General features: G+C 39.6%; 17 protein-coding genes and 1 other annotated feature. Of the genes, 1 reads left to right on the top strand and 16 read right to left on the bottom strand.

Annotation, left to right across the window (positions count from 1 at the left end; genetic code table 11):
- Positions 1 to 45: 45 nt before the first annotated feature.
- The 12 genes from glnA to N7548_RS01310 form a co-directional block, all read right to left on the bottom strand.
- Positions 46 to 1380 (bottom strand): type I glutamate--ammonia ligase, encoded by a 1335-nt coding sequence (glnA, locus tag N7548_RS01365; protein ID WP_263607599.1) that lies wholly within the window; start codon positions 1378 to 1380, stop codon positions 46 to 48.
- A 159-nt stretch (positions 1381 to 1539) separates the two neighbouring features.
- Positions 1540 to 2475, bottom strand: coding sequence for a mechanosensitive ion channel family protein (locus tag N7548_RS01360; protein ID WP_263607598.1), 936 nt, complete (start codon positions 2473 to 2475; stop codon positions 1540 to 1542).
- Entirely contained in the window at positions 2462 to 3448 is a 987-nt protein-coding gene (locus tag N7548_RS01355; RefSeq protein ID WP_263607597.1) for a hypothetical protein, read from the bottom strand. The genes N7548_RS01360 and N7548_RS01355 overlap by 14 nt, the downstream gene beginning before the upstream one ends.
- A 112-nt stretch (positions 3449 to 3560) precedes the next feature.
- The gene (locus N7548_RS01350) at positions 3561 to 5264 is read right to left on the bottom strand and encodes a tetratricopeptide repeat protein (protein WP_263607596.1); all 1704 of its coding nucleotides are present in this window, start codon (positions 5262 to 5264) and stop codon (positions 3561 to 3563) included.
- A 133-nt stretch (positions 5265 to 5397) separates the two neighbouring features.
- Complete coding sequence (gene mfd, locus N7548_RS01345; RefSeq protein ID WP_263607594.1) at positions 5398 to 8832, bottom strand: transcription-repair coupling factor; 3435 nt, start codon at positions 8830 to 8832, stop codon at positions 5398 to 5400.
- A 32-nt stretch (positions 8833 to 8864) separates the two neighbouring features.
- Positions 8865 to 9437: an aminoacyl-tRNA hydrolase gene (gene pth, locus N7548_RS01340; protein WP_263607593.1), complete on the bottom strand. Its 573-nt coding sequence runs from the start codon at positions 9435 to 9437 to the stop codon at positions 8865 to 8867.
- Positions 9437 to 10414: a ribose-phosphate diphosphokinase gene (locus N7548_RS01335; protein WP_263607592.1), complete on the bottom strand. Its 978-nt coding sequence runs from the start codon at positions 10412 to 10414 to the stop codon at positions 9437 to 9439. The genes pth and N7548_RS01335 overlap by 1 nt, the downstream gene beginning before the upstream one ends.
- Positions 10415 to 10444: 30 nt before the next feature.
- Complete coding sequence (ispE, locus tag N7548_RS01330) at positions 10445 to 11248, bottom strand: 4-(cytidine 5'-diphospho)-2-C-methyl-D-erythritol kinase (RefSeq protein ID WP_263607591.1); 804 nt, start codon at positions 11246 to 11248, stop codon at positions 10445 to 10447.
- Complete coding sequence (gene rsmA / locus N7548_RS01325) at positions 11245 to 12054, bottom strand: 16S rRNA (adenine(1518)-N(6)/adenine(1519)-N(6))-dimethyltransferase RsmA (protein WP_263607590.1); 810 nt, start codon at positions 12052 to 12054, stop codon at positions 11245 to 11247. Before rsmA ends, ispE begins: the two co-directional genes overlap by 4 nt.
- Positions 12035 to 12574 (bottom strand): ribonuclease M5, encoded by a 540-nt coding sequence (rnmV, locus tag N7548_RS01320; RefSeq protein WP_263607589.1) that lies wholly within the window; start codon positions 12572 to 12574, stop codon positions 12035 to 12037. The genes rsmA and rnmV overlap by 20 nt, the downstream gene beginning before the upstream one ends.
- A complete protein-coding gene (locus tag N7548_RS01315) occupies positions 12567 to 13784 on the bottom strand; it encodes an HD domain-containing protein (RefSeq protein ID WP_263607588.1) in 1218 nt (405 codons plus the stop codon). Before N7548_RS01315 ends, rnmV begins: the two co-directional genes overlap by 8 nt.
- Positions 13785 to 13824: 40 nt before the next feature.
- Positions 13825 to 14415, bottom strand: a complete 591-nt coding sequence (locus N7548_RS01310) for a phosphate propanoyltransferase (protein ID WP_263607587.1) — start codon at positions 14413 to 14415, stop codon at positions 13825 to 13827.
- A 168-nt stretch (positions 14416 to 14583) separates the two neighbouring features.
- Here N7548_RS01310 and N7548_RS01305 point away from each other — a divergent pair, with 168 nt between their 5' ends.
- Complete coding sequence (locus tag N7548_RS01305) at positions 14584 to 15003, top strand: HIT family protein (protein ID WP_263607586.1); 420 nt, start codon at positions 14584 to 14586, stop codon at positions 15001 to 15003.
- On the opposite strand, the gene N7548_RS01300 is transcribed toward N7548_RS01305, so the two are convergent.
- The 4 genes from N7548_RS01300 to N7548_RS01285 all read right to left on the bottom strand — a co-directional run bounded on the left by N7548_RS01300 (position 14984) and on the right by N7548_RS01285 (position 25874).
- Positions 14984 to 16306 (bottom strand): sensor histidine kinase, encoded by a 1323-nt coding sequence (locus N7548_RS01300; protein WP_263607585.1) that lies wholly within the window; start codon positions 16304 to 16306, stop codon positions 14984 to 14986. The two genes, N7548_RS01305 and N7548_RS01300, sit on opposite strands and share 20 nt — an antisense overlap.
- Positions 16306 to 16959: a response regulator transcription factor gene (locus N7548_RS01295; protein ID WP_263607584.1), complete on the bottom strand. Its 654-nt coding sequence runs from the start codon at positions 16957 to 16959 to the stop codon at positions 16306 to 16308. The genes N7548_RS01300 and N7548_RS01295 overlap by 1 nt, the downstream gene beginning before the upstream one ends.
- 150 nt (positions 16960 to 17109) lie before the next feature.
- Positions 17110 to 18387 carry a serine--tRNA ligase gene (gene serS / locus N7548_RS01290; protein ID WP_263607583.1) on the bottom strand — a complete coding sequence of 426 codons (1278 nt, stop codon included), beginning with the start codon at positions 18385 to 18387 and terminating at the stop codon, positions 17110 to 17112.
- A 47-nt stretch (positions 18388 to 18434) separates the two neighbouring features.
- Positions 18435 to 18628 (bottom strand) — a binding site (T-box leader).
- 100 nt (positions 18629 to 18728) lie between these two features.
- Complete coding sequence (locus tag N7548_RS01285) at positions 18729 to 25874, bottom strand: InlB B-repeat-containing protein (protein ID WP_263607582.1); 7146 nt, start codon at positions 25872 to 25874, stop codon at positions 18729 to 18731.
- Positions 25875 to 26009: the final 135 nt, after the last annotated feature.

Below are 26009 nucleotides of genomic sequence, written 5' to 3'. Positions count from 1 at the left end.
AAGAAAAAGACAAATGCGCTTACATCACGCATTTGTCTATCGTTTTTAGATGATTGGTAAATACTTTTCTAATTCCCAAGCGGTCACTTTCATCTTGTATTCGTCCCATTCACGTTCTTTGGCTTCGATGTATTTTTCAAACAATTCATCGCCTAACGCTTCTTTCATGAGTGGTGAATCGACAAAGTATTCAATGGCTTTCTTTAAATCTTCTGGTAGGTTCTTAATGCCTAAACGACGACGTTCGGTTTCAGACATCTTAAACAAGTTCTTCTTGAGTGGGTTTAAAGCTGTGAGTTCATTGCGTACGCCATCCAAACCAGAGGCTAACAATACCGCCATCGCGAGATATGGGTTTGCAGCTGGGTCAACAGAACGAACTTCAATTCGTTGGCCTTTACCTCTAGCCGCAGGGATACGAATCATGGTACTTCTATTCGAATCACTCCAAGCGATATATACAGGTGCTTCATAACCAGGAACCAAACGTTTGTATGAGTTCACGATTGGGTTGGTAACTAATCCAAATTCTTGGGCATGTTTCATCACACCAGCGATGAAATGAAGTGCTGTCTTACTCAAGCCATTTTCAACGGATGGATCATAGAATACATTCTTTCCATCTTTATCGGAGATGGATAAGTTAGAGTGCATCCCTGAACCGTTGATGCCTTGAACTGGTTTTGGCATGAATGTGGCGTGATAGCCATGGCGTCTCGCGACATTCTTGACCAATACTTTAAAGGTTTGAATGTTATCACAAGCTTCTAATGCATTGTCAAAATGGAAGTTGATTTCATGTTGGCCATACGCAACCTCATGGTGTGATACTTCCATTTCAAAGCCCATCTTTTGAAGTTCTAATACAATATCCCTACGGACGTCTTCAGACCCATCGATTGGAGATAAATCGAAATATCCGCCCATATCCGAGAATTCCATTGTTGGTTTGCCATGAGCGTCTAACTTAAATAAGAAGAACTCAGGTTCAACGCCAACGTTGAACTTGTCAAAGCCGAGTTTTTTTAATTCGGCGAGGTTTTTCTTTAATACAAAACGTGGGTCAGCTTCATAAGGGGTTCTATCGGATTTATATACATCACAAATCAAACGAGCCACTTTTCCAAATGGGGGTTTTTCCCATTCAAGTACCAACCACGTATTTAAATCTGGGTATAAATACATGTCTGCTTCATCAATACGAACGAAGCCTTTGATCGATGAACCATCGAACATCACATCATTATCGAGTGCCTTATGTAAATTGGTCACTGGAATCTCAACGTTCTTTACCGTACCTAACATATCGGTAAACTGTAATCTAACATACCTAACATCATTGTCTTTAGCTAATTGTAAAATGTCTTCACGGGTATACATAGGGTTTAAATCCTCCAATGCTTATATTGTTACAAATCAGCACGAAAAAATCAACTAAAAGATACAAAAAAAGTGTTTTCGATTTCATGAAAGCACTTTTTGTTATTTTTATGTGTGTTATTTTTATTCCATTACTACAAATCGATTATTTTAATGTAATTATTCTTTTGCTTGATGTACCACGATTTGGTTGAATGGAATTTCAATGTTGTTTTCATCAAAAATGAGTTTGATTTCTCTGTTGAGTTGTCTTCTAACACCGTACTTGTCGTTTTCTTCACACTTCGCGTAGATTCTTAAAACAACCCCTGAGGCACCGAGTTCTTGAACACCATAATAGAATGGACCTTCTTTGATGTGTGGAATGGCTTCTTTCAAACGGTGAAGATTCTTTTTAATGACTTCTTCGATGTCTTTTAGATTCGCCCCATAAGATACCGACACATCACAGATTGCTGGAGAAAGCTTATTGGTTGTATTGATTGCGCCGCGAATATCTGAGTTATTGATGATTTTGATGTCACCGTTGATGTCTTCAAATTTGGTGACGCGTACACCAATATCGGTGACACGGCCTCTAAAGTCACCAATTTGAATGATGTCATTGATTTCAAATTGGTCTTCAAATATGATGAATAGTCCCGCAAGGATGTCTTCAACCAAGGATTGTGCACCAAAGGTTAAAGCCAACCCTAAAATACCTAAAGAAGCGAGTAAGGTCGGTGTTTGTACACCCCAAGCGGATAGAATGAGGAATGCACCCACAATGAGAACGCCATACTTGATCATGGAAGCGAGCAGATTCGCGATGGTTCTCGATTTCTTACCTCGTAAGGTGATGAGCTTCAATATGAGTTCAAATACTTTGGATATTACCCACAAGAACACCACCACGGCGATGGTTTCGACAATATTCGGTACGTTGTTATCAAAGAAATCGACGATTCCGAAAAACTTACCAATGTTATCAGCCGATAGTTCATATAATAAAGTGCCTGGTTTAAAAATGTATTTGCCTAAAATCGCGAGTAGTAAGAAAATGCCTGCGAGTGATCCAAATACGATGGTTGTGATTTGTTTTTTATTGAGTTTCATTGTAGTGTTCCTCCCATTGGTACACATATGATTGGTAAATATCGGTGAAGCCTTTTTCTAAGTAAATCGCGACCTTAATCTCATACACCTTGGTTGGATCCACGTTTTCGATGATACCTTCAATCGAAAGCGTCTCATCTAAAGTGAAGGTGTCTTGATAAACCTTAACGCCATCTAAATAGAGGGTAATTCGAATATCGTCTGTTAATCGTTTTAAAGCGAAATCATAGAGATAGAAATAATAAGATACGTTTTCTATATCGATATAAGCACTGCCATAAATCATCGGATCATTGGTGGTAGTAAAGTCGGATTCTAATAGTGTCTGATAACCCCCACGTTCTGGATATACCAGTTCGAAGTGATATGTATGCCCATCGGCTTTAACCTCATTGATTTCTCCATAACTTTGGGTATTACCCGATGGGTCTAGTGTGATTTCAACGGATTGAAATAATTCGCCCCATTCATACACATTTAGGATGACCTGTTCCGTTGGTAATATATCGTATATATCAGTGACGTTGAGATAATAGTATAAGGTGTGGATGTTTTGTGAAATGGATATGGTTGCGACAGGTTTAGTGGTTAATCGGTATTTGGTTTCGTAAACGGTTTGGTCTCCAAACCCGAAATCACCTTTGATTTTTAGGGTATATTCACGACCCACAATGAGGGTCGAAAATACCCCCATTTGGTCACCGACACCCATCGGTTGTTCATAATATTCCTCAGGGCTTTCGAGCGTAATCCGTAAAGTATCCATCTTCAAATCTGGGTGGTGTTCTATATAGAATTCATAATTCAATGTGTCCGCTGTATTGTATAAGGATAACAACTGAATCACCACCGGTTGGAACAACCTAAAAGACGCTACCGCAGCGACGGTGGTTAAAAGAATGCCGCTTAAGTAACGTTTGAGAATGAAGTTTTTGCGTTCGCGTTCGATTCTAGATTGTCGTGATAATGCCATCTTATCACTGTCCTTATCTACCTTCATTATAGACTTAAACGATAAAAAATAAATGGTTATTTCACATTTTCAAATCAAAAATGGAAAACGACGCAAAAATGCGTCGTTTGTATTAGATTAAGTTGATGATGTTCAGGTATACGTCTAAGACAAAAGCTAACCCAATCAATATCCCAAAAATGGCTAATAGAATCGGCAATCTTCGTTTACGCGCATTTTGTTTTTTGATCTTCAATGCTTTTTTAAAGTCTAGTGAATCATTCATCTTAATCATCTCAGTTTTGGATAAGGTTTGTAGTTTCTTAGGTCCGATTTTACTGAACAGATAGACCAATAATAGATAGAATGCTGAGGTACCAACCATTGCGTATGCGATATTGGCTTCTAACGCATCATAATATAAAAAGTTCATCGCGAACAAGGATAACAATAAAATGATATTCATGATGGTATACACCGTTGGTTTAGGTTTAGCCATACTCTTTTGAACTTTAACGATGGCCTTTTCAACCTCAGGTTTGAGTGGTCCTTCTAACAGTACCCCAGTTTGAATGTCCTTAGGTGTTAAAGTCGTTTCATAAGTATCATCTAAGTACTTTAAGCGTAAACGTAAGGTTGGCTTAAATAAATAAGCGAAGTCAAAATCAATTTTAGAGTCCACCAATAAGTCTTTATAGGTAGCCTTTTCTTTTTCAGCTTCTTTATGTAAGGATTCTAATATCAGCTTTTCAGGTTCATAGGGTTTAAAGACACAAATACCTTGGGTCATGTTGTATTTGCCTAAGATGGCACGTTCAGACAGTACCGAATGTTTACTGTCTGGTCGTTCATCAAAGTTTTTATAACTGATTTCTTTTTGAATGACTTCAGCGGGTTTCTTTTTCTTCGGTTTCTCTTTATATACATCCAACTTCCCTGTATAGAACATGAGAGGTTTAGGTTCAAATATCATCTCAGGAATGATTTTAATGTCTTTGATGTTGGTGGAGAATTCGGGTTCATAAGAGATGGATTGGAAGATGTAAGCTTTATAGTCTTCAACATACTTGTTATAGTCGAAGATGGTTTCTAAATACCCACCTTTGGGTGGAATAAAGAAACCAGCAGTACCATCGTTTGTTTGATTTGGTTTGTAGTTCGCATTTAACAATAAGACATAATAGGTGGTTGCCTTAATATAGTCTTTACCGTGAAACTCAGGGTACATTGGGCTACCATCATAAAATAGATGAAATAGTTGGTGTGTGGCGTCTAAATAGCCCTTCTTATGGGCTAGCGTTAAGTCTTCAATCGCTTTTTCATAATTGGGTTTTTTCGCTTCTAAGTGGACCAAAGCAGCGTTGTATAAGCCGTTAGGCATTAAGTACTTTTCATATAACCCGACAAAACGTTCCAGCTCTTGTTCAGATGAGGTATACAGACGTGGGTCAAATTCGCTTAAGAAATGGATTGTTTGCGGTTCATATTCTTCCATATAGGTTTCGAAGTATTTAAAACCTACTTTGTAGTTCACTGGTTGATTATAGAGTTTACCAAAGTAGATTTGTCCACAATAATAATTCGCTTCTAAATAGCCTTTTTTAGCGGATAGTTTGATTTTATCGATACCCTCTTCAAGTTTATTGACAGACACCAAAATAAAGCCTAACTCCAATAAAGCTTTAGGGTGATTCTTAGCACTGGCCATCTTAATGTATTTTTCATAGACCTGGTCATTTTGTAAAACACCTTTACCTATTTTATATAACATCGCGAGGTCGTAGCACGCGTCTAAATCGCCAGAATTCGCTTTGAGTGTAAGTGCGTTAATATCCATTGAAATCTCCCCCATCTTTGGTTTCATTATACCACTTTGGTTCTAAATCTATCGATCGAGGCCTGTAATTTTGTAATAAATGCGAAAGAATTGAAAATGGCACACCCCATGGGGTATGCCATTAACTGTTTTATCACATGTGCTTGGTTACCATCGATAAGTATTCGATGAACTCTTCCAAGTAGTGCTTTTGTTTGTTTTGAATGATGAGTGTGATTTGTATACGATCATGAATGAATGCGAGCTTAATGGTAGAATCTACCAATGATGTTGACATGAATAACGATTGTCCATTGACGCGTTTAGATGCTTCAGAGGACAAGATCAATGTCACATCGGTCTTGGTCTTAATGGTCTTCTCAACCCCCAGTTTCGCAATCAACTTCTTGAATACCTTTTCCAACATGTATTCAACCAAATTAGGATCGACAGACCCGAAACGGTCTGATAATTCAATACGAAGGTTTTCAACGTCATTGAGTGTATTGAGTTCCGCGATACGTTTGTGGATCGCAACCCTAACTTCATCGTTTTCAATGTATTCGTTTTGAATATGACGATTGGATAGTGGGATATCCATCGCTTCTTTCGGTTCTTCTTTTTTAATACCTCGCTTTTCATCGATGGTTTCTTCTAAGAGTTTCAAATACATATCCATCCCGACTGTATCGATGAAACCACTCTGCTCACCGCCTAAAATGTCTCCGGCACCACGGATCGATAAGTCTCGCATCGCAATTTTAAAACCACTGCCCAGTTCTGTAAAGTCTTGGATGGTTTTAAGTCTTTTTTCCGCGTCTTCGGTCATGTGTTTTCCACGCGCATACATCAAATACGCATAAGCGATTTTATCGCTACGGCCAACACGGCCTCGGATTTGATAGAGTTGTGATAGCCCCAGTTGATCTGCATCGTGAATGAGTAAGGTATTGGTATTTGGAATATCAATACCTGTTTCAATGATGGTCGTAGAGATCAAGACATCGTATTTACGGTCGATAAAATCAGATAAAACATCTTCAATTTGTTCTTTAGACATCTTTCCGTGAGCGAAACATACTTTCGCTTCCGGAACGAGTTTCGAGATTTTCGTGACCATGAGTTCCATATCTAGTACACGATTATATAAATAGAACACTTGTCCCGCACGCGAGATTTCACGTTCAATCGCTTCTTTGATGATCGCGTCATGGCGTTCTACAATGTAGGTTTGTATTGGATACCGATTGAGGGGCGGTGTTTCAATCATCGATAAGTCTTTGATGCCCATTAGAGCCATTTGAAGGGTTCTTGGAATTGGGGTCGCCGATAAAGACAAGCAATCGACATTGACGCGCATCTCTTTGATGCGTTCTTTGTGTTCAACACCAAAGCGTTGTTCTTCATCGATAATCAGTAAACCTAAGTCTTTAAATCCAATGTCTTTGGATAATAATCGGTGTGTCCCAATGACGACATCTACGAAACCACCCTTAAGGCGTTTTAAGACATCGGTTTGTTCTTTATTAGAGACGAATCTGGATAACAATTCAACCGTCACGCCAAACGGTTCAAAACGCTTTTTAAACGCGTAATAGTGTTGTCTTGCGAGAACGGTTGTCGGCACCAAATAAGCGACTTGCTTATCTGACATGACCGCTTTAAACGCAGCACGCATCGCGACTTCGGTTTTGCCATAACCGACATCTCCAATGAGTAATCTATCCATCGGTTTTTGAGATTCCATGTCTTGTTTGACTGAAGCGATGGATTTCAATTGGTCGATGGTTTCGTCAAATTCAAAGGACGCTTCAAATTGTTTTTGCATCTCATTGTCTGGATCAAACATGTAACCTTTGGCTTGTTCGCGTTCTGAATATAAGGCGATGAGTTTATCGGATATATCGTTGAGTTTCGCTTTGACTTTCTTTTTGGTATTGGCCCATGAGTTCGTACCCAATTGGGTGAGTTTCGGTTCATGACCATCTTTGGATGAATACTTTAAGACTTTCTCAATTTGGTCTACCGGAATATATAAGTAATCCGTACCTTGGTAAGCGATGTGCAAATAGTCACGCATCGATCCAGATAATTCCATGGATTTTAAGCCTAAGTATTGTCCAATCCCGTAATCATAGTGAACGACAAAATCTCCCACTTTTAAATCCGTGATGTCAGAGATTTTAATCGCTTCTGACATGACCGATTTGTAGCGGATTTTACGTTTGTTGTTTTTATAATCAAAAATATCGGATTCGTTTAAAACATGAAAGCCGTGTTTGATTAAATCAAAAGCGTATAAAGATGAACCGTAAAGAATATTCACACATTTAGGTTCGATGTTGGTTGGATTAACCACATAAGTAATATTCTTAGATTCCAATAGTTCTTCTAGTTTGTGTAATCTAAACTCTTGAACAATCGAAACCACATAAGTATCTTGTTCCTTTATAACTCTGTCAATAAAAGCGTCGTGATTGCCTTGATAGACGATTTCATCTCTCGCATGCACGGTAATGGCGTGACCTGCATTGATAGGGGTAAAGCCACTGATTTCAACGTGTGGGTATTCATAGATGTGCGATAAAGACTGATAAAATGGAATATTCAAAAAGGTTCGTCCATGATAGGTTTTTACATATTCTTCTAAGTCTAGTAACATACGGTCATCGTTTTTCGCCATCTTATGTTTGTCAACAATATAGATTTTCTTTTTATGGGCGAAATCGAGTACCGTATAATCGGCATCTTTAAAGAATGGCATGAAATACGTTAACGCATCCAAATCCATACGTTGATAAAGTTTATCCAAATCTTGATTAAACTTCTTTGATTCTAAATCCGATAATTTGTGTTTCGCCATAAAAGCTTCCATACGATCGACGACGCCTTCTTTTTCAGCGTCACTGAAAAAGAGTTCGTTCATCGGTAAGATAGAAATGGATTCGGTTTGTCCAAATGAGATTTGGGTATCGGGTCTAAAGAGTTTGATTTTTTCAATTTCATCAAATCCGATGTCTAAACGGTATGGGGTTTCACTACCAATTGGGAATATATCGATGATGTCTCCTCGAACCGCGAACTCACCGGTTTTTAATACAGTGTATTCTCGTTTATACCCGTGGTCAACCAAATAATTGACAAAGACCGTTTGATTGATGGCGTCTCCAACGTGGAGTGTCATCGACGCTTCTTCCCAGTGTAAAGGACTGCGTTGTTTTTTGATGACCGCGGTTTGGTGTGTGATGACTACTTTCTTCACACCTTTCAATAAAGTACCTATGGTGTAGATACGTTCAATTTTGAATTCAATTGAGGTGAGCGCGAGGAGTGAGGTCAACACTTCATCCGATGGGTAGAACAACACATCGTCATTTGTTAGGAGATTAGATAAGCCGTCGTAGTATTGTTGTGCCATATAGAGGTTGGGTAGCACGACAAAAATCGAGTGATTGTTCTCGATGAAGTCACACGCAATGAGTGTCATATTATAATGATCATTGGTTTGATTGATCACCAAATCCTTTTGGGTTTGAATGATTTCCTTATTGGGAATTAAGTTTTTAAAATACTGTAAAAATGCCTTCATAAGTCACCTCGGGACGTGAAAAACCGGAGGGTCTAGGAGACCCCCGGGGTATTGTATTTGGTCATGATATCAACGAATTTAACGCCTTTAATGAAATCCTTCGCAGCGTCAGCTGCGAAACGATAACTGATTTGCATCGGGGTTTTTTCGTCTTTATTGAACTTGCCTAAAACGTGTGAACAGAGCGATTTATCAGTACCGGATATCCCTATTCGAACCCGTTTAAACGCTTGTGTGCCTAGGTGTGCAATCAAGCTCTTAACGCCATTATGTCCACCAGCTGAACCTGCTTCTCTAAGTCGTAATCGTGCTAAATCTAAGGCAACATCATCGTATACAATAAGGATGTCTTCGATGGGGACTTTATAAAAGTTCACCACAGCGATTACCGATTCACCGGAGAGGTTCATGAAAGTGGTTGGCTTCAATAAAATCACTTTTTCTTCGGATACATTGACGGTCGCAATCAAGCCTTTAAAGGCCTTGTCGAGTTTGAAGGTGGCGTCCAGTTCTTTTGCAAGAACATCCAAAACTTCAAAGCCAACGTTGTGTCTGGTGTGTTCGTATTCTTTACCAGGATTGCCTAAACCAACGATGAGTTTCATTATTCCTCTTTGTGGGTTTCGTAAATGCGTTCAAAGATTTGGCTGATTGGTTCGTCATCAATGATGTTGATGACCGCTCTACCTAGTAGCTGACCAATCGAGAGTTGCGTGATTTTATCGTATTTCTTTAAGTCTTCGATGACCACGGTATTGGTCACAACGACTTTTTTAATTGCAGATTCTTGTAACCGTTGAATCGCGTTATTAGAGAATAATGGGTGTGTCGCTGCAGCATAGACTGCTTTCGCGCCAGCGTCGACTAAGGCTTGAGCACCAGCCATGAGTGTCCCACCGGTATCGATGATGTCATCGACCATGATACAAGTTCTACCTGCCACATCCCCGATGATGTTCATAACTTCCGCTTTGTTCGCTTCAGGTCTGCGTTTATCGATGATCGCGATTGGTGCGTTGAAGAATTTCGCAAAGCTTCTCGCTCTAGTCACCCCACCATGGTCTGGAGAGACGATGGTTACATCCGGTAGATTGCATTTTAAGAAGTAGCTCGCGAGTAATGGCATCCCTGGGAAGTTATCGATTGGAATATCGAAGAACCCTTGAATTTGGGCTGCATGTAAGTCAATACAGATGACACGGTCAACCCCTGAAACTTGGAGTAAGTCCGCAACCAATTTCGCAGTGATTGGTTGTCTAGATTTCGCTTTTCTGTCTTGTCTAGAATAGCCATAATAAGGCATGATGATGGTGATACTCGCTGCAGAGGCGCGTTTTAGTGCGTCTGTGAAAATGAGGATTTCCATCAAATGATCATTGACTGGTTTCGATGTTGGTTGAATCACAAATACGTGATGACCTCTCACCGATTCGGTGATATTGACACCAATTTCACCATCGGCGAAACGTGTGACTTCACATTCAGATAGTGGAATCCCAGATTCCTCACTGATTTCTTGTGCTAGTTTTTTGTTGGATGACAAACTAAATAGTTTGACTTTCTTTCCATCTACGATTGACATAAGATATTACCCCCGTTTTCATTATAACAATTATTGATGTTCTTGTGTATCGATGATTGTAACGTCATCGATGTTTTTAAGTAAGTTTTTTTGATCTTCGGTTAAATCGAATAAAAAGCATGTTGAACCACTACCAGATAGATGAGGTTTGAGCCCCAACGAAACAAGGTGGTTATAAATATCTTTCAATTTAGGTGAAACTTTAAAAGCCGGCTCTAACAAATCATTATATAGTAATGACTCTTTTTTGGTCACCAAATACGTATTATATACGATTTCAAAATCATGGGCTACTGCTTTTTCAAATACACCAAAGACATCTTTTGTCAGTACTGGTATATTTGGACAAACCAGCGTGATGTTTTGAATGGGTTTTCCAGGTGGTAAAATCGAAATTTGATCACCACGACCATAGATGACTGCACGTTGGTTATATAAACAAAAGAGTGTGTCTGACCCCAGTGCATTCGCCAATTGAGTAAGCGCTCGATTGGGTAAATTTAAACCCCATAAACGATTTAAACCACGAATGGTCGCGGAGATGTCAGCTGACCCACCAGCCAATCCCGCACCCAGAGGAATGCGTTTGTTTAAAGTGATTTTAACCCCTCTTTGTATATGATAGGTGTCTTTAATCAATTGAACAGTCTTCAAAATAGCGTTATTGTGAATATCGACATTTGAAATCAGTTCTACTTGATCCGATGGTTCAAAATACAGTTCATCGTAAAAATCAATCGGTATCATTAAACTCTTTAGTTCATGATAACCATCTGGTCTTTTACCAACAATATCCAAAATCAAATTGATTTTTGCATAAGCTTTTTCCATCATACTTTCCACCCGTTCGCAAGTCTGATGAAATCTTCAATCGACAAGCTTTCCGCTCTGGTAAAATGGTCGTATTTTGAATCGATGGTTTTGAGCTTGTTCAATAAATCTTCTTTGGATAATCCAGACAATTCAACCAGGTTATTGATTAAGGTTTTACGCTTTTGTGTGAACGCCGCTTTGACGAGTTTTACAAACAGCGCTTCATCTTGAATCAAATCTTGGAATTGGTTGTGTTTGATGATTTGAATCACCGTAGAGTCGACATTTGGGACAGGGTAAAAAGCCGTTCTTTTGACTTGAATCAACTTTTTAACTTCCGCTTGATAGTTGATCATAATCGATAACGAACCATAATCCCCTGTTTTTTCATTCGCAACAATCCGATCCGCAACTTCTTTTTGAATTAAAAGTGTCGCTTCGCTCACCATCTTCGATTCTAAGAGTTTAAAGATGATTGGGCTGGTAATGTAGTACGGGATGTTCGCGATGACTTTGACTTTCGATCCAATGTGTTTTTGAATGTAGTCATCTAAATCCACCGTTAAGATATCTTGATAAACCACGTTGAAATTATCGTGTGCTTCTTCAAGGGGTTTTAAATATGACATTAACGTCGTATCGATTTCAAACGCGGTTAAAGACTTGGCGGCGTGAACCAAATATTTGGTCAGTGCACCTCTACCTGGACCGATTTCAATCACATGATCATCTTCTGTGACTTTGGATTCACTGATGATTTTTTTGAGGATGCCATCACTCTGTAAAAAGTTTTGGCCGAATTTCTTTTTAGGACGATTGATATCCATCCAGTACCTCCTTCACTTCTTGTTGTGTAATACCAAATAATGCGAGTCTTTGGTATAAACCTTTACCATTGGTATAACCGATATTGAGTGCCTCACACAAAAAGAGTCTTTTCTTACGTGACTCGTTTTCGCCGATGAGTTTAAGTTCTAATAAAAAATGTTTTGTGATATCTGAACCTGGTTTCGCACTGCGTTTCAACTGTAACGCAGTCAAAATGGTGTCGTGATCTGCGTGTTCAATCCCAACCTTCTTCTCATTGTGGGATAACGAGAGATTCCGTTCAATGAAGGCGTGTTTTGCAGATGGGATTCGTTTGGTTATGATTCTTCTCAGTCTTTCCCCCGCGTTATCTGCGTCGACAAACACAATAATGTCATGTGTAGTTGAAAGGCGTTCTAATTGTTGTAAGAATGATTCTTCAATGGCAGACCCATTGGTGACTAAAATATCTACTTCAGGTAAGACCGCTTTGATTTTTTGATAATCGTGTCTACCTTCGACCACAATGATTTCAGGCATGGGTTTTATCTCTATAGTATAATTTTTGATCAGACTTGATGCCTGATGTGGATAGTCCACGAATGATGGGTGAGATTTGATCTAGGGTTTTGAGCTCACCGTCTTTAGAAAGAATCAAAATCTTGGATACAGCAATGTCGAACTCATCGACAAGGTAGGTTGCTTGAGAAATGTAATCAATTTTATATTCATAAGCGGTTAAATGGTTACGATCGATGATGTCTTTAAAAATCTGTTCCTGATTGGTATTTACTGAGATATATTTAAAGAGTTTTCTTTTTAAAAATTCGTTGCATAGTTCGCTCAGTATCAAATCATCACAATGTGAAAAACGCTTAATAAGGCCATTAACATAATAGTCATCCAATTCGAAATAGGCGTTTTCTTCGAAGCCATTTTCAATAATTATTTTTAAGTAATCAGCGTATTCATCATCGAGTTGATGGCTTTTTATCAGGTCTAAAATACGTTTGTAAATCGATTCTAGCATGACTTCATAGCTTCTCGCTACCGGATGGTAGTAAACTTGCCAATACATGTGATATCGACTCATTAAATAGTTCTCAATGGCGTGAACTGCGCCTTCTTTGAAGACCACTTGATTGTCTACGATGGTAAGCATACGAATGATACGATCTTTATCTAAACGACCATAGGCTGCCCCTGTATGGAAAGCGTCTCTTTCTAAATAGTCCATACGATCGACATCGAGTTGTGAGGAGATGAGCTGTTCAATGATGGGGAATTTTCCTGTCTTTAAAATGACGCTCGCGATGTCTGCCGCTAAATGTGCATCGTATCGATTTAACACCTCATGGATTTCGGTATTACCCGTGATGATGAGCGCTGTCGATTTTTCATGTCTCACTTTGAAAACATGTTCGAAGGCATGTGAATAAGGCCCGTGCCCAACGTCGTGTAATAGGGCACTGGCTAAATATACGATTTGTTCGTATTCGGAGAGTTTTTGTTTTAGGATATCGACTTCTTCTAGCACATTCAGTGCGAGGCTATACACACCCAACGAATGTGAGAATCTCGAATGTTCTGCGCCATGAAAAACCATCGAAACCCCAGAGAGTTGACGGATGCGTCTGAGTCTTTGGAATTCTTTGGTGTCGATCAAATCGGAAATCACCGCTTCGGTCACATAGATGTAACCATAGAGTGGATCTCTAAATACTTTTTTACGTTCTAGTTTAGGAAACATGACAAAGCCTCCTTGAAGAAGAAAAAGCCCTGTGAAGGACTTATTCGTTGATTTTATAGGATTTAACTAAGATGCAAGTATCCCCAGTATTGAGTTCAAATGCAGCACCATCGTCTGTATCTAAGTGGCAATCTAACGCAAACTTAGGTGATACACGGCACAATACATTGTTGAGTAAACCGCCTTTACTGTTATCGATGAAGATAGAAACTTTATCGCCATCTTTAACGCCGTATTCAGCAGCATCTTCTAAAGAGAAGTGGATGTGTCTATCGGCAACGATGACACCTTCAGATAACTCAACTTCGCCCTTAGGTCCAACCAACTTACAAGGACCTGAGCCTTTAACATCACCAGATGATCTTACTGGTGCAACAAACTTACCTCTAATCGCGTCGCTTCTTGAGATTTCGACTTGCGAAGCAGGTCTAACTGGGCCTAAGATACGGACCCCTGCAATCAATTTACCAGCTGGGCTATATACGTCTACTTTTTCTTCAGCCGCGTATTGACCAGGTTGGCTTAAATCTTTCATTTTAGTGAGTTGATAACCTTGACCAAACAAGACTTCTAAGTGCGCTTGTGTCAAGTGTAAATGTCTACCAGAGATGCCTACAGGTATTCTTTTCATATGATAATCCTCCATTACTGCTACATTATAGCATCCTTTGTTTTATAAAACAACCAGTAGCCCTTACAATGTGAACAATAATTCAGGTTAAATTTATACCCACAAGCTAGACCTTTCTTGATGGGTTGATTATGATATAATATAAGTAAAGAAACGAGGAAAAAACATATGGAATCTGTATTCAGTAAAATCATTAAAAGAGAAATCCCTGCCCACATCGTGTACGAAGACGAATTCGTCATCGCATTCTTAGATATCACTCAAGCTACAAAAGGACATACATTGGTCGTCCCTAAGGTACAATATGAGACGATTTTCGATATGCCAGAAGCACTCTCAGGAAAAGTCTTTGAAGTGGCTACTAAGGTTGCGAAAGCCATTCAAAAAGCGTTCAATCCTGAAGGGTTAAACATCTTAAGTAACAACGGTGCTTTCGCTTCACAAAGCGTTTTTCACTTTCATATCCACTTGATTCCACGCTACCAAGGTGATGACTTGGTAAACATGAAGATGGTCAACCACGTGAATGAAATTTCGAAACAAGACTTCGAAAAAAGAAAAGAAGCCATTAAAGCTTCTTTATCGTGAATTTGACGCCATTATCCACATTTTCAACCGACAGCGAAAAGCCAAATCGATTGAACGTCTTCTGGACGATGGACATACCTATACCAAACTGGCCTTTTGAACCTTTTTCATAAGGCTTGAATCCATCTTTAATGTATTTGTCTTCAATTGCGGGGCCGTCGTTATAGAACGATAAGGTCCCGTTTTTCATTGTAATAACGATTTTTGTTTTCGCGTAACGAATCGCGTTATCAATCAAATTTTCAACGGATGTGTAAAAATATTCTTTAACCCCAATGTATTTCGAGTGATCTAAATCGGTAATCACTTCAACTGAACCAAAGCGGTGTTTGTTGTTTTGGATGACATTGATGATGATATCTTTCATATTCACTTCTTCGAGTGTATGGTTCATTTCGATGTTGTTGATCTTATTGAGTTCCAACAACATACGTACTTTAGATTGGAGTTTTTCGGTTTGTTTGATGATGATTTTCGCATCTCCAACGTCGGTTGTGCCATCCATCATCGCTTCTGCGTAGGATTGAATGACTGAAATCGGTGTTTTTAAGTCATGAGACACGTTTTGAAACATCTCTTGTTTGGTTTTTTCATTCTCGCGAATTTCTAAACGTAAATCTTCAACGCTTCTCGCGAGTTCTGCGATTTCATCCTCACCATCGAGATGGACTTTATTTTCATAACCTGTTTTATTGAATGTACTGACTTCTTTTTGAATGTGTCTGATGCGTGCTGCGGTTTGTCTACTCCACATCGCGATGATGGTATTCCCAATAAAGACGATGATGGCGAAGGACAAGAAAGTTCCTAAGAATGTGGTCAATACTTCTTCACGCATGGTGGATGCTTTGATTGAATCGATGTAGGAATTGTCCATCACAGCGATCATGTATTCTGAAGTTTCTGTATCAATAATCAAACGTTCTTGTATGTCTAAATAATAGATACCTGTAGAGTCGCTATAGATAAAATCACCTAAATAAGCAGCTTCAATGATACGGTTAATGCGTTCGATATCACCATCCAACATCGCGTTGGCATTTGGCGATACAATGCGGTTTGTCACGTCCGCACGGAACGTGGAAACCCGGTTGACAGTCACGAGGATGTAGCCTAAATAATCTTCTCGATCCTTAGGCAATTCAATGCTCGCTTCTAAGTAGGTTTCTACTTGGTTACGGGCCAATCCTAAATAGACGGTTTGGTAATTTCGCCAGGAAATATACCCAAAGATCATCGAGGATAAAATGGTGACTGTCGTAAATAGAATGACTACTTGAGTCGACAGCTTAAACTTTTTCATTATAACAATCGGTATCCATAACCATAGATGGTTTCAATCATGAGATTCGGCATCTTTTGTCTAAGTCTTCTCAACAAGTCATCGACGACTCTATCGGATCCATAATAATCTTGACCCCAAACATGGGCGAGAATTTGTTCTCTGGAGAATGCTTGGTTTTTATTTTCGACAAAGAACAACATCAATTCAAATTCTTTATTGGTGAGTTCAATCACTTGATCGTTTTCCTTGATGATACGTTTTTCAATGTTGATTTCATAACTATCGTATTTGAGTAAGTTCGGGCTGACACGATTCGCTCTTCTTAAAATGGCTTTTACCCTTAAGATGAGTTCTCTTGGTGAATATGGTTTTGCAAGATAATCATCTGAACCCAATTCAAGACCTCTGATCTTATCTAAATCGTGGTCACGCGCAGAGGTAAAAATAACCGACACTTTCGGATTCTTTTCTTTGATGGCCGCGATTAGATCATAACCATTGATATCCCCGGTGAGCATGATGTCTAAAATCCATAGGTCGATATCATCCGCCACGTGGGTCATCGCGTCTTCACCAGATTCAAATAATGAGACTTCATAACCTTCTTTGATCAAGTACTTTTTAATGATCGAAGCTAAGTCTTGTTCATCTTCTACATAGTAAATTTTCATGGTTTAACCTCCAAAAAAATAAAGAAAGTGCCCCTTTTTAAGGCACTTTCATTATAACATAGGAAGGTAGGAGAAAAAATAAGTTATCAGTATGTACACATTATATCTATAAATTATGGGTAAATTATCACATAATTATGGATTTTTGTGTTACTTGATGACGGTCGTATGCATGTACTGTACAAGCACATCCGGTACAGTGATTGTTCCGTCTTCGTTTTGATAATTCTCCATAATGGCGATCATTGTTCTACCAACAGCTAAACCAGATCCATTCAAGGTATGAACATATTCGGTCTTCGCGTCTTTCGTACGTTTGAAACGAATGTTTCCGCGTCTCGCTTGATAATCTTCAGCATTGGAAATCGAACCAATTTCTCGATAGGTGTTTTGGCTAGGAATCCATACTTCAATGTCGTATGTCTTCGCCATACCAAAGCCCATATCACCTGTCGATAACGCAACCACACGATAAGGTAACTTCAAGAGTTGTAAGACTTTCTCAGAGTTCTTTAACATCTTTTCAAGTTCTGCATAAGAATCTTCTGGTTTGGTAAATTTGATGAGTTCCACTTTATTGAATTGATGTTGTCTCAAAATCCCTTTGGTATCTCTACCTGCAGAACCCGCTTCACTTCTAAATGCAGTGGTATAGGAAACAAACTTAAGTGGTAATAAATCACCATCGATGATTTCATCACGATACATGTTGATGGTTGGTACTTCCGCGGTTGGGTTTAAATACCATGTATCTTCATCTGATGTTACTTTATAGGAATCCGCTTTGAATTTAGGGAATTGGCCTGTGGCATACATCGATGCTTCATTGATCAAATATGGTGGCATAATCTCGGTATACCCATGGTCTTCTGAGTGTAAATCCATCATGAATTGGATTAAGGAACGTTCTAAACGTGCCCCCATACCTCTATCGATGACGAAACGAGCACCGGTAATCTTAGCTGCTCTTTGGAAATCTAAAACACCCAACTTTTCACCCAAATCCGCGTGGTCTTTGATTGGAAATGTGAATTCTTTAGGTGTACCCCAGTCTCTAATCAAGACATTGTCTTTATCATCAATCCCGATCGGTGTGGTTTTCGATGGGATGTTTGGTGTGATGAGGAGTTTTTCTAAAATATAAGCGTCGATTTCGGCGATTTTTTCATCGTCTAATTTGATTTGTTCGCCAATTTGTCTCACTTGGTCTTTGATCGCTTCGGTATCTACACCTTTTTTAGCCAATAAACCAATCTCTTTGGATTTGGTATTGCGTTCGCTTTTTAGTTTTTCGACTGTTGAAATTAGGTTTCTTCTTTCTTCGTCTTTTTGTACAACTTCTCTTAAATAACTGAAGTCACCACCTCTGGTGTTCAGTCTGTCGATTGCTTCATCGAGATTTTCTCTAATCCATTTAATATCTAACATGATTTGTCCCCCTTTGTTAGAAAAAAAAGTCCAAAAGAATTTGCATTCTTAAGGACGAAATAGTCGCGGTACCACCTTAATTCTACCTGTACCTACAGATAGCACTTAAACATTTTAACGCTTGTCAGCGGGTGGGATTAGCACCTCTCCTGAGTGGAATTCATATAGTACTTATGGGTTCACACCAACCACCCACTCGCTGAAAATAGTCACTATATTACGGTTCAGTCATCGATTTGGTTTAATTATAACCTGTTTTTCAGTTAAAGTAAATAGATGACCGGTTGGCAAAGAAAAAATACGACCTCTGGGTTGAGGTCGTATCCATCCATTTATTTGGGTTAAACCATTGGGATGTAACCAATCATCGGTATGATTTGTTGATTGAAGAAGTCGATACGATAACCGATAACGATACCTGTGATTTCCACCATTTGTCCAACCTGCATTTGAAGGTTTTGATAGGCGATGGTCACATTGCCGAGCAATACGATTTGAATACCAGGTACGGATAGATATAATTCGCCTCCATTATCCATCAATATGCCTTGAATGGTAATCAACTGACCCAATAATGAACCATTGAACTCCTGATTGATGATCAAGGATTCGGTTGGAACCACCATAGGTACCCCTAGAGGTATTGGTAATAACATCTGGTGGATTACCACTTGATCGATATAGGACATACCTTCGTATGGTTCATAGACAAAGCCCGATAGAATCATTTCCACCCCTGTGAATGGGTGTAGATCATTGGTCATGGTGATGAAATATCCAAACCCAGAAGCATCTTTCACATAGACCATGGTATCAAAATGGAATTGCATCGAAGCGATTATGACCTTTAAGAATACACGTTCACCCAAGTGATTCATTTGAGCTTCTTGGAGGGTAATGATTGGGTAAGGGGTGAGCGTAATGGTGAGACTTTGACTGTAAGTAATGTCGATATAGGTCACTTCAATGGTGATATCGGTTTGATAAGTTTCGGTGACTTCTGAAACCGTTACAGACCCTTGATTGAATCCAATGAGTGACTGGTTGATACCATCGTTGATGATTTGGATGGTCCCGTGGAAATACGGATGTTCGATAGGATAATTGGTCACTTCACCCGTGTAATATGGGTGGTCCATCGCGTGAACAGCGTAATTCAATATTTCTGCTGTGATGTCTTCGGCGGTCAACGTTAAGATTTGATACGTCAATGGTTCACCGGTAAATAGTGCGGTAATCATGAGTTTTCCGTACATTTCAATACCGACAAAATACACTTGAATGCTGACCAATTGTTGGTTTAATTCCAACAAAACATCGTGTGCTATCATTGATGATTCGATGAGTTGAACATCGTAAATACCGTTGGTTAAGAAGAATATGCCATCACGATTTTCAATGTGGCCTTCATAGGTTGTATAGAAAGCGAGATTCGCTCCATTCGGATCTAGTAAGCCTGTATCGTAAAGTGAAATGGTTGAAAGCGTTGGATCACTGTCATCGAAGCCGATGACTGCAGCCATCGCATCATACCCATAAGCATTCACTTGAACGGTACCGTATACGTAATTGACATAGCCATATACCAAAATGACATCGTCAATGTTATACCCACCAAAACCTTCTAGGACAATCATGCCTGTTGGGTCTTCAACGATAGTATGCATATCATCTAAAGCACGAACCGTACCACTGATGACAACAAATTCACCATCTTCTCTGAGGGAAACATCGATCATACTGGTGATGTTATAAGGTTCAATGGTGATGGTATAAACCACCACTTCTTGATAGGTACCAATGAGGGCTGTGACTTGGAGTGAAATGGTTGAGGTTGATTCAACCAACTGAATGACATAATCATTGATATACGCGAAACCATCGAGGATTTCATACGTTAAATACGCGTCAAATATGTCAAAGTATTCAGGCATATCCAATCGTTGATATGGATGATGAATGGTGTATTCAAAGTGTTCATATCCCATACCAATGAGGGCTGCCATCTTTTCTTCATCGGTGGTGTAAGCCAATTGAATGCCGCTGTGTCCGCCACCATAATACAAGACTGGTTCATTTTGAACATCGTCATAATGGATGAATGCTTTGATGGTAATCTTAAGTCCTGTAAAATCCTTGAGTACTTGATGTTCATTAATGTCTTTAAACCAAACGACTTCTAATGTGTCTTCGTCGTACAATTGAATGCCACCCATGTCTTCAGAAACTGTACCCGTGATGACGATGTAAGTTGCCCAAGGGTCTGTTGGACCCACTTGGGTAGCTTGATACATCGACATCGGTACGGCTGGTGTCATTGGCGTATTGTTGCTCGAAATATAGAGTGTTTGATAAGCATCAACCTTTAACGCCAACTCACCTTCGTAATCGACAACCATACCTTGGAACTGTACACGGTCATACACATCAAAGTAGTGTTTACCCAAAATGAGCATATACCCTGTTGCATCCCCAACAATCAAGAATGGCATTGCTTCATCGGTGCTTCTGAATAATACGATCGCATCCAAATTCATTGCGTCACCAATGTTGGCCATTTGGATGGCTTCTACAGTACTAAATACCAACGGTTCAACGGTAATCGTGAGTTCAAACACAACCGTCACGGTTTGATATGTAATGGTGACTTCGATGATGCAATCCGTTGGTTCGGTAATCGACATACTGATTGCACCTGTATTGATATCAAACAACGTATCGCTACTTACCAATATATAGATAATATTTGGATAATACGGATCAATGTTTGTTTCTAGATAAACCATTTCACCTGGTCTGTAAATACGGTTATGCATACTGAGGATGTGTTGTTTCGCCATTTCAACGATGGTTTCATCGGTTTGATTTACCATCAAAGCGTCTGGATCATTATAAAACAACAAATGATTTTCGCCAGAAGATAATAACGCATAACCACCGATGGTGACGGTTTGATTCAACGCCATATGTATGGCCATCATACCGTCCGGTGTCGCAGCCATGATTGGAATTTGGATACCACTATCTTCAATGTAATATTGATTGGTTGTCGAATTAAAACCAATCATACCCACCAATTCAATCCCTTTATATTGGTTTTGAATGAGGGTTAAATCTAAGGTATTGAATGTGAAGATACTCATCGATACCTTATAACTTGTATCGACTTCTCCATATTGAATGATTTGAATGATTGGGTCGCCTTGAACGCCAATAAAGTTATTTTCGTAGATGGAGATTAGTTGACCTTGAATTTGAATCATATCCCCTTGATGGACGTCCATACGGTTGGAATACAATCCCATGTAATTCACACCATCCCACACTAACATCCAACCATTAACTGGTTCAGACGCGATTTGAACAAACATCATGACTTCGGTGATTGGCATCAACTGAAGGGTTGCGATATCAACCGTTTGAAGTTCTGGTTGAATGTGTATGAATAAGGTATACGTAGCTGTGACATCTTCTAAAGTGATGACCACTTCAAGTTCAACAGCGATGAATTCCTCGATGTCTGGGTTGATTAAACCGGTCGATAAATTGATGTAGTTGTTCGAATCATTGACAGGGTGCCAAACAATGGTTGAACCAAAAAGTTTATCCGTGATTGGTAGTTCAATGGTATCGCCTGGATGATAGAACGTATGGATGAATTGATTGAGTAATTGATAATAAATCAAATCAATCTTTTCCTGAGGATCAATTTCTGCGGGTTGAATGTCGCCTGGCATATTGAGATAGCCCATATGCAAGGTGCCACCCATGTCAAAATTCATGACTGTAAATCCTGTAATGCTTACAGGCATACCAATATAAATAGATAATGTTTGGTTACCATTTTGATCTAATGGTAGTAGTGGTATCGCGTAAGGTGTACTCACGATGAAATAATAACCACTGTTTGGATCGAACTGTAAAATACCCGTAAGTCTGACGTATTTGAACCAATATAACGGTTCATTGCCTGGTAGGGTTGAGAACACATCGATTGGAATGTCGGTTGGTTGAGGCATTGGTAAACCGGTTTGTGTGATTTCAACCAAGACTTGATCTGGGTCATTCGCGAGTATGTACATACCCATTTCAGATTGTTTATACCCAACCAATACGACTTCATCCCCTGGATTCAACGGGTTGTTGTTAGGCACGAATATTGGGTTGCCATCTAATGAAACAATGGTTGCAGGTATCATTGGGATATGTGCTAACACAACCGCTTTGATCATCGCGTATTCGTTGTTGTCTAACGCAACAAACTCAGCGTATGTTAAGAACGTGACTGGTTTAAGGGTAACCGTAAATACGTGGGTAACCACCAACCCTTGATAGGTGATGATACATTCTAAGCCGATTTGTCTTTCTATTTCGGTATCCTCGAATGTGAATGTGGTTAAGTTAAAATAGGCACTGTTTTCACCAACAGTAGACCATGATAACGATACACCATAGGTAGAATCGGTATTTGGAAGTTGTAATTGTGCGCCTGGATAGAACGATTTGCCTTCAAGGTTTTCAATACCTAACTGAATCACCTGATTCACGATGTCTTCTGGTGTGTAAGTCACTGGATTGATTGAGTTACCGATATAAGCTACATGCCACAAGTTGGCCATACCTTGATAATCGTGAATGATGACATCGATGCGAACGGTTTGGTTGATGTATGGCATTAAAATCGAATCATCTACGATCGAACGATAGTTGATCATGATGCGTTCGTCTGAGAATGGGGCTTGTAGATAGAACCCACCCATGCCATAACCTAAGAATGCTTCCATGGTAACCATTTGACCATAGACATATGGGTTTGATTCATCCATACGCATCACATCATCAAATTCGATGGTTTCAACGGCAGGCATATCAAAACTACCCATAGATAAAATCATGCCGGTAGGGTTGATGAGTTGTGGTGTGTTTTCAAAATTATCATAGGAAGCATCAAACTCAATAACATCACCAACAACAAATAGTGCTGGGCTTGCTAAAACGAAGATATTGCCTGTACCATCATATAGATAGAATCCAGGGAATCCTGGTCGTTCGAAGATGTAACTGATGATACCTTTGACATTAACGGATTCTGATGGTTGGCTGACTAAGATGGTTTCAATGAGGTCATAACCTTCATCGATTTGCCACTTCGCGTATAGATGGATTGGATCTAATCCCATTTCAACATCATACATGCGTGTCATATAAGTATCTTCTAAGTACCAACCAAGGAATTGATAACCTTCTTTGAATGGTTCGTTTGGTTTATAGACATCACCGTAACCGATGAGTAATGTGTTCACTTCTAACGCATCGACGTGCAAGTATAAGGAAACGGCGAGTGCTTCAAACTGTGCGTATAATACGATGTCTTTTGCAGGCATGTGTGTACCTTCAAATTCAGTTAAGAAGAACTCATCGACATACCATCCGGTAAATGCGTACCCCATTGGGGCGTTAGGTTCAACAATCGCGATTGGGTCAGCATATTTCACAGAGATTGGGTCTTTTGTGATATTTCCGAACGAAATTGTATAATAATTAACTTCGTATTTCGGTAGGATAGTCACATCTCTATCTGGCATCAAAGTGAGTATAAATGGTTCACTGTTTTCAAGCCATCCAACAAAGGTATAACCTTCAACTTCTGGTGGCGTCATGAATGTAATTTCGCTTTGATAAGCGATTTCTTGAGGTATTAATGAACCTTCAATAATATAGGTTAATGTGTATGTATTGATCGTCCATTTTGCGTAAAGTGTCGCGCCTTCTAGCGGCATTTTATCCCAGACGAACAAGCTTGTAAATACGGATTCTGTATACCAGCCATCAAATGTGTAGCCTTGCTTGGTTGGATCTTCAGGTTTGGTGATGGTTTCATCTAAAATGCCATAAATCGTGTCGACATTAGAACCACCATTACTCATGAATTGAATGCTGTATTGGAGTGGTTGCCACTTCGCATAGAGGGTAATATCCGATGCCCCCATCTTATCAAATGTATAGGCGTTATTGAGTTCAGCTTCGGTATACCAACCTTGGAATACATACCCTGGTTTGGTTGTGGTTGGTGCAGTAATCACTGTATCGTATCCTGCAACCATTGGTGTGATTTCAGTTCCACCACTAACAACAAAGGTAATGGTATACTCATTCACAGTCCATTTGGCAAATAGGGTTGCGCCACCCACAGGCATGGTATTGAATACGAATGTTGTGGTGAGTGCGCTATCGCTATACCAATCCTCGAAGGTATGTCCCATCTTGGTTGGGTTTTCAGGTTTTGTGACCACATCATTATAATTCGCAGAGATGGCTGTAACCGCTGTACCACCATTAGAATCAAAGGTGATGGTATATGGACTTGCGGTCCATTTCGCGTATACTGTCATACTACCATCCGGCATCGTTGTTACCGTATAAAGGGTGGTATAGGTATCACTGGTGTACCAGCCAGCGAAGTCATAACCTTCTTTGACTGGGTTAGGTACCGTTATTTGTGAACCATAGGGTTGAGTGACTGGGTTGATTGGTGATCCACCCATGCTATTGAATGTCATGGTGTAACTGTTGATATTCCATTTAGCGTAAAGGGTGATGTTTTGAGTGATTTGAGTGGTGAATACAAATGGCACAGTCATGGTTTGATCACTGAACCAACCACCAAATGTATGCCCTATTTTGGTTGGGTCATTTGGTTGGGTGATGGCCGTATTGTATTCAGTTAAAATGGCTGGTACAGCGCTACCTTGATTGGATTCAAAGGTAACGGTATACGTATTGATTTGCCACTTCGCGTACAGAGTAATGTTTGAAGACCCCATTGTATTAAACACATAAGGGGTTGTAAATGCCGGTTCTAAGTACCAGTCTATGAAGGTATAACCCACCTTAATCGGATTGGTAGGTTTGGTTATCAAAGTCTGATAATCGCCTGTTAAAGCGGTTACAGTGGAACCGCCATTGGATTCAAATGTAATCGTATACTGGTTGATTGTCCATTTGGCGTAAAGTGTCAAATTGGAATCAGGCATTGGTCCAAAGGTATACGATTGTGTGAGTTCGCTATCACCATACCAGCCATTAAAGGTATAGCCTTCTTTGGTTGGTGCAGCTGGTTCTACCATCGTTTCTCCAGAAGTATAGGACACTGGTGCGATGGTTGAACCGCCATTGGTTTGATAGGTTACGGTAAACTGATTGAGGACTTGAGTCCATTTCGCATAAAGCGTAATCCCACCAGATTGGGTAAGCAGTGCTGCGATGGTAAATGGTAAGGTCAAATCTTCATCGGTAAACCAACCATCAAAAGTATAGCCGTCCCGAACTGGGGTTGGTAATGTCACTGAGGTGTCTGTCGTCTTGATGGTTAAGTCTTCTAACTCAACACCTCCATTCTCGATGAATGTAATCTTGATTTCAGCAGTTTGATTACATGCAGTCAAAAAAATCAGCAAAAATGCCAATAAGGTTAAAAGTTTACGCATGAAGTTCTCCCCCTTTTATGCGATAACCGATATTTAAAATGAGTTGGGTACTCAATGGTCTTGAGTAGGCATCCCATGAATAGACAATTTCACCTTCAATATATCGCTATCTATGCAAAATTTCAATGTTAATTA

It is taken from the genome of Paracholeplasma manati (genome assembly GCF_025742995.1).
Taxonomy (GTDB): Bacteria; Bacillota_I; Bacilli_A; order Acholeplasmatales; family UBA5453; genus Paracholeplasma; species Paracholeplasma manati.
Note: the sequence above shows the minus strand (reverse complement) of the source record. Positions and strands in the feature narration are given on the sequence as shown.